The organism is Enterococcus crotali (genome assembly GCF_000633635.1).
Taxonomy (GTDB): domain Bacteria; phylum Bacillota; class Bacilli; order Lactobacillales; family Enterococcaceae; genus Enterococcus_L; species Enterococcus_L crotali.
Genome location: NZ_AYPQ01000010.1, coordinates 1 through 12,662, shown reverse-complemented (window position 1 = coordinate 12,662; position 12,662 = coordinate 1). Strand labels below are relative to the sequence as shown.

At 35.1% G+C, this 12,662-nt stretch carries 14 protein-coding genes; 1 reads left to right on the top strand and 13 read right to left on the bottom strand.

The annotated features are described in order from the left end of the window. Positions 1-3: 3 nt before the first annotated feature. From V192_RS22480 to V192_RS0117905, 3 genes are all read right to left on the bottom strand, one after another. On the bottom strand, positions 4-1,140 hold the full coding sequence (locus V192_RS22480) for an isopeptide-forming domain-containing fimbrial protein (RefSeq protein WP_239644737.1): 1,137 nt from the start codon (positions 1,138-1,140) through the stop codon (positions 4-6). Continuing rightward, positions 1,113-3,443: a pectate lyase-like adhesive domain-containing protein gene (locus V192_RS20665; protein ID WP_239644736.1), complete on the bottom strand. Its 2,331-nt coding sequence runs from the start codon at positions 3,441-3,443 to the stop codon at positions 1,113-1,115. Before V192_RS20665 ends, V192_RS22480 begins: the two co-directional genes overlap by 28 nt. A gap of 353 nt (positions 3,444-3,796) precedes the next feature. Further along, positions 3,797-4,486, bottom strand: coding sequence for a winged helix-turn-helix domain-containing protein (locus tag V192_RS0117905; protein ID WP_025873643.1), 690 nt, complete (start codon positions 4,484-4,486; stop codon positions 3,797-3,799). 357 nt (positions 4,487-4,843) lie between these two features. On the opposite strand from V192_RS0117905, the gene V192_RS0117900 reads away from it, so the two are divergent. After that, positions 4,844-5,161, top strand: a complete 318-nt coding sequence (locus V192_RS0117900) for a hypothetical protein (protein WP_025873642.1) — start codon at positions 4,844-4,846, stop codon at positions 5,159-5,161. A gap of 234 nt (positions 5,162-5,395) precedes the next feature. Here the strand turns inward: V192_RS0117900 and V192_RS0117895 are convergent, their stop codons facing one another. The 10 genes from V192_RS0117895 to V192_RS0117850 form a co-directional block, all read right to left on the bottom strand. Further along, positions 5,396-5,827 carry a hypothetical protein gene (locus V192_RS0117895; RefSeq protein WP_035011591.1) on the bottom strand — a complete coding sequence of 144 codons (432 nt, stop codon included), beginning with the start codon at positions 5,825-5,827 and terminating at the stop codon, positions 5,396-5,398. Between the two features lie 378 nt (positions 5,828-6,205). Further along, a complete protein-coding gene (locus V192_RS0117890; RefSeq protein ID WP_025873640.1) occupies positions 6,206-6,658 on the bottom strand; it encodes a GNAT family N-acetyltransferase in 453 nt (150 codons plus the stop codon). Next, complete coding sequence (locus tag V192_RS0117885) at positions 6,655-7,203, bottom strand: GrpB family protein (RefSeq protein ID WP_025873639.1); 549 nt, start codon at positions 7,201-7,203, stop codon at positions 6,655-6,657. The genes V192_RS0117890 and V192_RS0117885 overlap by 4 nt, the downstream gene beginning before the upstream one ends. A 10-nt stretch (positions 7,204-7,213) precedes the next feature. Beyond that, complete coding sequence (locus tag V192_RS0117880; RefSeq protein WP_051581984.1) at positions 7,214-7,912, bottom strand: DUF1003 domain-containing protein; 699 nt, start codon at positions 7,910-7,912, stop codon at positions 7,214-7,216. Between the two features lie 132 nt (positions 7,913-8,044). Then, on the bottom strand, positions 8,045-9,682 hold the full coding sequence (locus V192_RS0117875) for a peptide ABC transporter substrate-binding protein (protein WP_025873637.1): 1,638 nt from the start codon (positions 9,680-9,682) through the stop codon (positions 8,045-8,047). A gap of 22 nt (positions 9,683-9,704) precedes the next feature. Continuing rightward, a complete protein-coding gene (locus V192_RS0117870; RefSeq protein ID WP_025873636.1) occupies positions 9,705-10,022 on the bottom strand; it encodes a cupin domain-containing protein in 318 nt (105 codons plus the stop codon). Between the two features lie 168 nt (positions 10,023-10,190). Next, the gene (locus V192_RS0117865; RefSeq protein WP_025873635.1) at positions 10,191-10,673 is read right to left on the bottom strand and encodes a nucleoside deaminase; all 483 of its coding nucleotides are present in this window, start codon (positions 10,671-10,673) and stop codon (positions 10,191-10,193) included. Positions 10,674-10,695: 22 nt separating this feature from the next. Next, a complete protein-coding gene (locus V192_RS0117860) occupies positions 10,696-11,457 on the bottom strand; it encodes a tyrosine-protein phosphatase (protein WP_025873634.1) in 762 nt (253 codons plus the stop codon). Between the two features lie 129 nt (positions 11,458-11,586). Then, positions 11,587-12,408: a histidine phosphatase family protein gene (locus V192_RS0117855; RefSeq protein ID WP_025873633.1), complete on the bottom strand. Its 822-nt coding sequence runs from the start codon at positions 12,406-12,408 to the stop codon at positions 11,587-11,589. Positions 12,409-12,424: 16 nt separating this feature from the next. After that, positions 12,425-12,662, bottom strand: a 238-nt coding sequence (locus V192_RS0117850; RefSeq protein WP_029948333.1) for a family 1 glycosylhydrolase, incomplete at its 5' end; no start/stop codon positions are given.

The following is a 12,662-nucleotide window of genomic DNA, read 5'->3' as shown; positions in this document are numbered from 1 at the left end:
CTTTTATGGAGTATCCCCTAATTCCCATAGGATTTCACCTTGATAATCACCAAGTGCTTTCACATCGGCAGCAGAAACCTCAAACTTAAATCCATCTCCAGTTTCAGACCAAGTATCACTAATGTTGTAGGTAGCACCCTCGGTCCCTCCGCCAACAACAGCATCTTGGACCATAATATCTTGAGCTCCACCATTTAGCGTAATTTCTCGGTTTTTATAAACATATTTGAGTGCTCCATCCAATGTATAGACTGGAGCATCTGGGGTCATGCTCTTCATTGGCGTCACCATTTTTGCAGTTAGCGACCAACCTTTTTTGTTCGCTCGACTATCTTTGACAATCAAGTCAGCACCACGATGCTCAGCAGCGTTTATACGAGTCTGTTTCCCTTGGTATTTCACGCTTCCAAAATCAATTTCACTTGGTGCAGAAGCTAATTCTAAAACACCAAAAACGGTTCCGCCGGGGTTATCTACACCCAGTGACTCTGCTGAATACGTCTCACGTTTTGCATCAGGATCAACAGGTCCTTCAACAAATGGCGTTTCCCTTGGAGATTTACCAATTGCTTCAGCTTTATTTGTAATAATCGAACCAACCGCATTTGCAGCAACTGTTGCTTTGAACGTTACTTTAGCTGAAACACCTGTTGCTAAATTGCCAACATTGACTGTTAACAAACGAGAATCAGCGTCATACGTATAATCAGTTGGACTCACGGCTGCGATATCGTTGATTTTGACTTCTGCAGTTTCTGGATCGAAGTCTAGGCCAGTAGGAAGCGTGTCAGTAATAACAACTTTCTCCCAATCTGTGGTATACGATTCTGGTTTATTATTTTTAGCAGTTAATGTGTAAGTCAGGATATCGCCAACTTGTGTCGTTTGCCCACCAGAAGAAATAACTGTTTTTTCTATAAACGGTTTATCTGGTAATACATCTTCTACTGTGTATTTGGTAGCTGCCTTAAACGTTGCATCACGATATTTCATTTCAGTTGCTGGGTTGATATTACCGTTATCGCTATTCGTTGAAGGAGCTGCTGGAGTAAGAGCTTCTGTAATTTTTCCAGCATTATCTTCTAAGAATATCTGAACGGTTTCACCTGTATTTAAGTAACGAGGTAAATTATATGCCAAGTGCCATCGTCATTGACTGTTCCCACTGTTGCTTGACGGGTACCATTGATATCAACGTAGATTTTAGCTTTTGGTTCAGCATCTTTACCAACTAATTGTTTCATGGCATTGGTCACTTTATCGCCAGTAACAATTGCTGGTTCTGGTGGAGTGACATCCAAAACAGGAGTAACTGGATCAGTTTCAGAAATCCATGGACCTCTAACAGCATGAGCTTTAATTTCTTTATTACTGATATTAAATTTTGTATCCGTCATTATTGAATAACCTTGTGCATCAGTAGGGACTGTATGTGTGTCTCCATAAGTGTCTGTATAAGTTACAGTTGCTTGACCAGCTCCAGCATAAACAGGTTGTAAAACAACATTTCCATTTTCATCAAAAGTATCAGTCGGGGTCATCCCAATTTTTACTCTAGCTTTATAGGTTTTATCTGCATCTGTTACAGGAACCCATTCAACTTCTGGATTGGCATTCATCCCAGCAATACGACGATATTGAGTTGCTACAAAAGTAGATAAACCCGGTTCAGTTGTCGTTACGTTTGATGCACCACCATTCGCTTTGGCTGAAAATTTCTCAACTTTTGCATAGGTTTGTTGGGAAGGCCCCATCAATTCAGATCTCAATGTCCACAAGTCGATATCGGAGTCATTGATCGTAAAGATATTAGTAGCAACATTTGTAGTAGAAACAGCAGGACTGTTGCTTGCAGTTCCAGTATTTTTATTACGAATATCAAATCCTTTTGGTGAATTCATCGTAAAGGTTCTATTCGAACCACCTGTTATATCAACAACAGGACTTGTTGTTGAACCAACGATATAAATACTTCCACCAGGCTCTAAATTAAACGCAGAGTTATTTGCATTGAATTGCATGACAGAACCACTACCACGACTGAGCAAGTTAACTGTTGCATCTTTTTTAACAGTCATAGAGGAACCAACATTATCAAAACGAACAGAGTTTCCGTTCATATTTGAATTGTAGATAGAGTTCTCCCCAACCGTTAGATCTGAATAATAAGAATAAACCGCAGGATATGTTGTTCCATTTGTTGAGTTCTTTAAAACTACCTGAGCGTGTTTACCGATCTCAAATTTCTGTGCAGCCCCTGTATCAGTGCCACTTGAATTTTGTTCATACCAGATGACTGAATAATTTGAACCTGTGTCTTCACCATACCAATTTGTTCCATCTTCGATAATTATACTTCCAGCATAGAAGTTTTCAGATGTCGTGATCAAATTCATTTTACCGTAAACCGTTATTTCAGCACGTGTTCCCCTTATTAAACGAATAACTCGTTGACCATTCTCGCGAACCGTATTGATATTACCCGTCCGAAAATACCAGTTTTGTGAATAAGGTGTTCCGTTTGTTGCATTAACAAAGGCCCACATATTTCCACCTAGACCATTTCCTTCATTTGCGGAATTTTTTGCTGTCATATCATGGAAATGAAAATATCCTATACCATCAGTTGGACGAGTTGCCATCCTCAATGTGTCACTATTCATATCTAATATGAATCCCCCACCGTCAATTTCAATTGACGTTTGGCGAAGAGCTAAATTACTAGTTCTACTAATATCAGTAGTCATGATAATTTTAGTAACACTCTGATCGTCATAAGCTGCTTTAAATTCAGCCCATGTACTTACGCTTTTGACATTTACTAAAGGATCGAAACCAAACCTAGCATTTGCAACATCATTTGCTGCAGCAATTTCCTCTGGTGTTGATGGAACTGGTCCAGTTGTGTCAACATCTCTAGTTTGACCAACTTTTGGCAATTGAACTGGAGATAAACTTTCTTTAATCGTCTTTTCAACTAATGGAGATGGTTCATCAATAAACTTAATATTGGCTGAAGCCAACTCTTCATCTTTTACATTGGATAAAGTTAATTTACCTTCTGCAGCCTGAGCTAAGCGACTAACTGAAATTTGGATTTCCAAAGGATTGCTGTTCTCTTTAATATTCAGCGTTTTATCATCAGAACCCTCTATATCTTCAATTGATATATATTCTTTTTGCTCATCAGAAATACCGTCTAATAGTTCTTTAGCTGTTATTGCATTGATTCCTTCATATGAAAGTTTCAATTTTTCATTCACTGGTTTAGAAATTGTCAAAGTTACTGGGAATTTCCCAGATTCATTTATCGTTTCCGTTTTAATGGAGTACGCTTCTTCTGATGCTTTCAATGGTGTTAATTTATGAAAGATGACAGCAGAGAAAAGCCCCATCAACAAAACTAGTCCCAAAACAAAGTAAGACTTTTTTCCGATTTTCATATATTCTCAACTCCTCCCTAAGACATTTTTTGTACGCCTGTCTTAAAAGAACGCACAATCTATTTCTATTTTTCTTGCCAATTGTCTAATTTTTTGATACATTCACAATGCAGGGGAAAATTAGCACTCGATTTTTGTTTACTCACCCGTAGAGAATGGCTGTTCTCTATTCAGGTTATCAACAAATGAGTACTGATTTTCTCTATTTTGTTTATGCTTCATCAATTAGCAAAAAAAGAGAAACCCTATTTACCTTCTTTTTGTCACCGTCATTGTCTTTATTTCTTCGAACCAACCGCCATGACATGTTTGTTTCAATAATTCCATCGTTTATCGTTTTATCAAAAATAAGTTTATAAAGTTAATTTGTACCCTTTTGAGCGAATGGTTTTAATGTATTTAGGATGAGCAGCATCCTTTTCAATTTTCTGCCTTAAATGAAAAATCAAGTTTGATACGCGGTATTGTTTATCCGCTCCTTCATTTTTCCAGACATTTTTGTAAATTTCTTCATAAGAAACAGCCACACCTTTTTGTGTTTGCAAAAATTCAATTGTCTTAAATTCCAATTTTGTCAGATTGATTTCTTCTCCATTCAATAAAACACTGAAATTGCATGGTCGTAGCTGAAACTCAGAAAGTTGCGTTTTTTTGTCAGCACTTTCTTCTGTCATCGTTTGAATTTGTTTGTATCGTTTGAATGCATTTATCATTATGAGCTTACGTTCTTCGACATCAGATTTATTATCGAAAATGCCATCCACACCAAGCTGTAAATAAACGATATGATTCATTTTATTAGCCCGCTCTGAAATTACCCAAATAAACATATCGTATTTTTTCTTTAGTAGAATGATCAATTCGCAAATCGCTCCGATATTTTGTGAGTCACGTTCATTAATAATGAATCCATCATAATTATCCATTGTTTCAGCAATTTCTTCTTTACTGATTGGGTGCACATCTAACTGAGTACTTTTTAGTGAATCTATAGATTCTTGTTCATTTGTATTGTCAAGCAAGGCAAATCCTATATTGTACATCTGGTGTTCCCCTTTATCATTTTGTTAGCAAGTATACATCCAAATAACATATCATCTAAATCTCATTAATATATACTAATAAATATAAACAAGATAAAATATAGATATATTTCTAAACTAAAATCAGTTTAATCTATTTCATTTGGTTAGTCTACAAAAAATCAATCATTTATTTATCATGTTTTTGATAAAAAACATAAATATTTGAGAATTATGTGAATTCCATCTCTTTTATTATTAAATTTCATAGAATTTATTTTGAATATAAATTGAAGTAATTGGCGATTTATAACACTTCTTTAATCGTGTTTCACTGGCTTAATACATGTGTTAGAATAATTAAAAAGGAGAAAATTTATGAATAAAATCAAACAACTTGCTAAGCTGTCCACTGTTTTTAACGAAGAAAAAAGATTTATTAAAGACGGCTACTATAGACTTCGAAAGCTTGATGAAAGAACCATTGAGTTGGCTTATCTAATTGCTGGTCCTTGCGGTGAAAGCACGGTTCATCCTCAAATCACCGTTGCTCTAGACGACACACGAGCAACCGGTATCAAACTAATCGACATGGCTTCTTCTCCTCCACTTTTTTTATCTAGAGATGAGGTCAATGCTGCCAAAATTGATTGTGCATTAGACCAACTAATAGAAAAATTTTTGCAGAGAATATAAAAAAATAAGCCCAAAGCAAAACAATCAGGACTGTTTTGCTTTGGGCTCTAAAATTGAATAAAGACCGTACTTAATTATTCAAAAAGGGAAAGATCTTCATCTGTTTGGATAGTTCAAAATAAATAAAAATTACACATGAAAATATGAGATACATATTTCTAACACAATTGTTCTAACAAATTAAATTTCTTTTTTCAAAAATAAATTATAGCAAATTCATTTTAAACGATCAGCTTACATTTTATGTACACTATGTGCACTTTGAATTCCTCCACAAGCTTCCTTGCAGGCTTGATTGATCAATCTAAATGAACTTTCAGTACGATTCAATCCACGTTTGTATTTGATTTCATCAATTACTTCACATTTATCATTTAAACCTTCTAACCAGAAATAAATCCCTTCTTTATAAGCATCTAGACCTTCCAACAAAATCTTTGTTGCTTCTTTTTCGCCATAAAATACTAAGTTTTTTCTGAAACTTGCTTCTTCTACGAAGAACCGATTAACATTGGTTCGACAAAATACATAGGTATCTTTGCCCCTTCTGTTAATGGCTTTGCTGCAGCTGTTCTCTTGTACTTCCTTAGAAATGGCATTAAAAATCTCATTGTAGACTTCAACTCGCTGCATTACTGACAAAATCATATCTGTATAACTAAACATAATGCTCTCTCCTCCCATAACTAAGCAGCTAAAACAGCTGACTTGTATTTATTATAGTATCTCTCAATCTATTATATCAAGTAATATGCTATTAAAATAAATTTTTTTGTCATTTTTTTCATCCCTATATCTATTTTTTTTAGACTTTAAAACAAAAAAAAAGCCCCATCCCACAGCCTTTTCAAGGGATTAGAGCAATTTTCTTCTTTTTTTATTTTTTCACAAAATTATTTTCCAGTTCTTTTATTAGATTTTTTTATTTTTCTAAATAAATGCTTTTTAGATTATTCATTCGAGCAATATTAGTGGAGACTACTGTAAAATTATACACATTATTCTACATAAGCTAAACAATAATGCTCATTAAAACATATTTTTTTAGTCTTTTGATTTATGACTATCTGCTCTTATTTTCAAGTGTAAAATTGGATAGGCTCTACCTGCGTCATCAACTTCGCTGCGTTCATATGATTCAAACCCCAATGCTTGGTAAAAATACTTCGCAGACAGGTTTTGTTCATTAACATCTACTAGTTGTATACCACTTTCTTTAAGTAACGTGCTAACTATCTGCTTACCATACCCTTGACCAATATATATCGGGTCTAAAAAAAGCATTTCTAATTTATTCCCAGCTACACCAGAAAAGCCAATTATCTTCTTTTGATCCGTCCAAACCTTTACATCTAAATAAGGAAAATACGTTGCTAATTCTTTTTTTATTGCTATGAAATCTTCTCTTTGTAAAAAATCATGTGTTTGTTCAACTGACCTTGCCCAAATTTCTACAAGCGTGCTAAATTCATTTTCGGTTACTTGATGATAATTCATGTTATGCTCCTACTTTTTTCTATTGATGCGATTCTACTGTGCCAAGTCCTTGCTTTTTGATCAATCTCTTTTATAAAAGTATCTTTCCCAGCAACATACGATTCAATATCGTATGGAAATTTTTTAGCCAAGTTGATTTTTAATTGACTGTAGGCCTCAACTTGTTCAGGATGATGATTCATAAAATCTCTAAAGACTAAATGACGTTTGATTTCTGAGTTTCCTTCTTGAAATACATGAAGATGATGCGTTCTGTTCTCCCCGCCCTTGGCAAAAAATCGACGTTCAGGAATACCGTTTTCTCCTAAACATTCATAACCTATTTTTTCCAACGCTAGATTATAACTATCGATTTTTTGAATTGCCTTTACAACCATCAAAAGATCAATCACAGGTTTCGCGCTGCTATTTTTGATTGCTGTACTGCCAATATGTTCAATGCTTACTATTTGTTGGGTAAATATCCTTTCTAAGCGGCTCTTTTCTTGTTCAAAGCATGTTAACCAATTTTCTTGAGGGGCTATGACTTCTACTTTTCTAGGCATTGTTGTTCACTCATTTCTTTGTATTCAATTCATTGATTTGTTCCTGTAATTCACCTAACAACTCGATTTGCATATGTTGCATTTGAACTAAATGCTGCCACTGACTGTTGATCAGATAATCCATTTTTTCATGCAGCAAATTGACTTCTATTTCAGCTTTTAAATTTACTTTATAATCATTATTGGCCTGTTCACGATCTCTAGCTTCTTGACGATTTTGACTCATCATAATGACCGGTGCCTGAATGGCAGCCAGACACGATAATGCCAGATTCAACAAAATAAATGGGTAGCTATCAAATGGTTTTCCAAATAACTGAGTTGAGTTGATAACGATCCAAATAACCAAGACTGCAATAAATAAGAAAATAAATGGCCAACTTCCACCAAATTTTGCAATTTTATCTGCTGTTTTTTGTCCTAAGGTTAAGTTTTTTTCCACAGTTGTATTTAAATTATTGGAGATAGTTTCGTTATTTTTGATATTTTGGACAATATTCTCATTTAATTTTTCCATTGTTTGTGAGTCACTTGTGATCATTGCTTTTATATAATCTAATCGATAATTTAAAAGTTCAGGAAAAAGAATGATTGAATTTTCGGTTAAATCCGGGTGTTGCTTTAAGATAAACTGCTGAATTTCTTCTTCGATATTTTTTAATTGAATTTCATTGTTGTCACTTTGCTTGTTATGTATTTGCTTAGACATCGGCTTCACTCCTAATGCTTTTTATACTCCTATCATACAACGGTAACGTCATTTCAGATATTAATATGGCTAAAGAAGTTGGCAAAACTGTGATTTAGTTTTGCCAACTTGCTTTCGTCTCATTTTTTTTTACTAATTTGCTTCTTTATAGACATCTTTTAATGTTAACGGAGCTGCAAAAGTGTGATAACTCAGCCCTTTAACTTGCTGATTTTGTAAAACAGATTGCTGGTTTTGACTGATGATGATCATACCAGCCGTTGTTTCGATTCCTTCTTTTTCAGCAGCAATCAATGTCTCCCAACGTTTTTCTAGATCGGTCGCATATTTCTGTGAAGCGTCATCTAATAATCCGTCATACGTAGCATTAGAATAGTTACGATCATTTCCTGTCCGCAACATACTTAAGGTGGAGATCGGGTCTTGATAATCTGGTGTCCAATAAATCAGGAACATGTCGTAGTCACTCTCACGACTAAGGTTTAGCGCTGTTTCAGTTGGTAGTACAGAAACATTGATGGTCAGACCAGCGAATAATTTTTCTAAACTTCCTTGAAGGCTTTCTCCCATTTTTTTATACGAACCATCATCTGTTACCATTAAATCTAGTGTGATTTTGTCACCTAATTCCTTTTTAGCTAGCTCCCAATATTTTAATGCCTCATCTTTATTATAGGTCATTAAATCTCCAGCTTCTTCTCTAAAATCTACTCCGGTTTCAGGATTACTTACAAAGCCTTTTGTTATTGCACCATATAATGGCTTGGAACCATCAGCGATGATATTATTCACTAGGTTTTCTTTATCGATTCCCAGTGCCAAAGCCTTTCTTACATTTTCATTTTTTAAAGGTGTGTCTTTCCCTTGACGTTTTTGATTTAAGCGGATGTAATTCATTGTTGCAGTTGGGTAAGAATGGTAATCTGGGTTGCTTTGGTTTTGTTTTGCTAATTCTCCAGTGATAGTCGCCACATCCAACTGCCCATCTTCAAAAAGGTTCAATGCAGTCGAAGCTTCTTTGACTACTTCATAATGGATCATATCTGATTTTACATTCGAACGATCCCAGTATTTCTCGTTTTTCTTTAAGTCCCAACTTAAATCCGTTTGCTTCCAATTTTCTACAGTAAAAGGACCATTATAAACTACATTTTCGCTTGTCGTTCCATAGTCTGCACCTAATTTCTCAACAAATTTTTGATTTTGCGGGAAAAAAGTTGGAAAAGCTAAAACAGACGTAAAATATGGTTTTGCTTCTTTCAATTTTATTTCTAAGGTTTGATCGTCTAATGCTTTTACCCCAAGTTCATCTACTGCTTTTTTCCCTGCTGAAATTTCCTCAGCATTTAAAATCGTGTCGACTACTAAAAAGCTATAAACAAAACCATTCTTAGGATCGATCATTTTTTTCCAAGCATATTCAAAATCTGCTGCTGTAACTGGATCATCATTGGTCCACTTAGCATCTTCTCTTAGTTTGATCGTATAAGTTTTTCCGTCTTCTGAGATTACGGGCATTTCTTTTGCAGCCGCTGGAATCAATTGGTCTTTGTTGTCTAGCGCATATAATCCTTCAAACGCTGCTGTTTGGACGATTGCATCTGGAAAATCCAGCATAACGGAAGTATCTAAAGTTGTTAACTCTGAAGGTGACATTAAATTTAAAGGCTTGGTTTCTTGTGTTTTTTTTGCTTCTTGACTGCCAGAACATCCCGATATAATAGTCATCAGCATAGCTAAGCCGATGATCGATTTAAGTGTTTTTTTCATACATTTCTCCCCTAAACTTGTTTTATGTGCGTTCCACTAATAGCCAAACAACAACTGCATCCTCAGTTCCATCATTATAATTAATATGACCTTCTCCTGCTTCGATCAACTGTGCATCCCCAGGTTTTCCTACCAAATCTTGTCCATCCTCTAAAATTGTGTGTGCTTCACCTGAAACAACATATGAGTATTCATCTTGCTCATGTCTTGCAAAGCCTTCCAATGGTCGTTTTTCTCCTGGCTTTAAAATAACCACACCCATCTGTACATTTTCATTTGGTTGATTCTCTGCATCGAAAAAAATCGTCATTTCTTGCGGCAGTGATGGTTTAATCATCATTATACATATCGCCCCTTTTATTTTTTTATAAGTGATTTTATCTATTATTGCCTTAACCTGTACAGATGTCAATAACATTTTGGAAAATTCTGACATTTTACTTTCTATATTTTTCTATTAAATAAAAAGTAGAAATGATTCAAGAAAATGAATGATTTCTACTTTTTATTAATCCCAATAACCTTGATGAACGATCGCTGCTGCCTGTTCCACTTCTGGAAATGGACCAATTATTTGAATATTTTTTTGTCCGTGGCTCACTATTTCCTTTGAAGGTAGATCAAAGGTTGGATTTTGTTCATTATCACCAGTTAACTCCAACAGACGTTTTTCTGTCATGCCATAAACGATCGTTCCAATATTGCCCCAATAGATCGCCCCGGTGCACATCGCACATGGTTCAGCAGTCGTATATAGCAAGCATTCCCATAAAAATTCTTTGCTGTATTTTTGTGAAGCTTTTGCCGCTAATGTCGTTTCGGCATGTCCTGTACAGATGTTTTCTGTGATCTCGATATTTTCTTGCTCTAAAAGGATCGTTCCATCTTTATCAGCGAGTAAAGCGCCAAAAGGGGTATTTCCATGCTCACGGGCATCTTGGGAAATTTCAATACATCGGTTCAATAATTCGATATGCTGTTGTTTATTCATAAGTTCCTCTTTATCTTTTGATTTAATCTAAAACAAAACGATGATGCAACGCTTCTTTCGTTACTTTATCAATACCGATCGCTTGCTTTAAGTAAGCAGCAATATCACCATATTGTTTTTCAACGGTTTCATAAAAATTATCTAAATAGCTGCTATCTACATTTAAAGCTACATGTAAGGCTTCTAAGTTTGTTTCTTCCAACTGTGCTTTTTTTGCTTGTTCTAAAATCATCGCATTTTCTTGTTTTCTCAAGTCATTTGTTAATAAATAATCTGTATAAATTGCTTTTCTAGGGACATCTAAAGTCTCCAGCACCAACAATGCTGCAATTCCTGTGCGATCTTTTCCAGCGAAACAATGGAATAAAATACTTTCTTGTTGTGGTAATGCTAAGATTTCTTCAAAAAATTTGTTGTATCCCTTTTGAGATGTCGTGTTTAAAGCAATATCAGCATAGAGTTTTTCCATATAAGCTGCTGATTTCTCTGGAGAACCAATTTTAACAAAGTCTTCGATCGAAGCCCCTTCATCTTGGATATCTTCCAAAATGTCAATATGGACGTATTCTACTTTAGGAACAGACATATCAGGTCTTTCCTCTACTTCGGCTTCACTTCTTAAATCAATAATCTTTCCTAATCGGTAAATTGTTTCTAAACGTTTTTCATCCTCTTTGCTTAAGTTAGATAGCTCACCTGATCTTAAAAAGACGTCCTTTTTGATTTGATTTCCCGCTTTGTTTTTAATACCACCGATATCACGAAAATTTGTAATAGTTACCATAGTTATTATCCCTTTTCCTTCTTTTTGTTCTTATTATACACAAAATTCGATCAAAAATGTTTCTTTGATCGAATTTTGTGTAATTGTAGCTGAATTTTACAATAGACTTATTCCCAGTTCCATCTTATTCTACTTTTTTTGTCCAGCCTCGACATAACTTAAATCATTGACTTTATCTAATGTGTATTGTCCATCTTTGTATTTTACTGTACAGACACTCGCATTTTTTAACCCGCCTTCTGGAATTTTAAAATCATCAAATAATGTATCTAACATTGCTGAGATGCTTAATCCATGAGAGGCAATCAAGACATTACCCGATCCTTCGTTTTTCATTTCTTTTTCAACGATATCATCGAGACCTGCTTTCAGTCTGGTTGTAATTGTTTTATAGTCTTCTGCTGGCCAGTTGACTTTAGCTTCTTCTACATTTTTAGCGTCTAATTTAGCTACGCTATTCGCAAATGATTCTGGTGTCATATTCTTCAAGAATTCTTCTAAGGTTATCCCTTGGTCATCTGCGATATCTTGCCACATCGTATGATTTAAATCACCTTCATAGGTTCCAAAGTTAAACTCTCTCAAACGCTCATCTGTGATTACTTTTAAGTCAGAAGACTTTTCATTTTCTTTTACAATCAGATTTGCTGTTTGAATTGCGCGGCCACTATCACTACTGTACGCATTTTGAAAATCAATATCTTTTAAACCCACACCTGCGGCTGTTACAACTTCTTCACCAGCTTTAGTTAAAACAGCATCCGACCAACCTTGCACGCGATCTGTTGTATTTAACATCGTTTTACCATGGCGAACAATGTATAACGTCAATTCTTCAGGTGCTTTATTTGCAGTTTTTGCTTCGTCTTCTTTTGTATTACCATTACCGCACCCAGCAACTACCAATGCTCCTAACATTAAAACTCCTAACAGTTTTGCAAATTTTTTCATTTGATTTCCCCCTCTTTTATGCGTTCGTTAAATCTTCCCCATTAGTCGCAATGACTTTTTTATACCAGTCAAATGATTTTTTCTTCGAACGTTTCAACGTACCATTGCCCTCATTATCACGATCGACATAGATAAAGCCATAACGTTTTTTCATTTCACCTGTTCCTGCTGAAACAAGATCGATACAGCCCCATGTTGTATACCCTAATAGGTCTACGCCATCAAGTTCTACCGCATCTTTCATCGCTTGGATA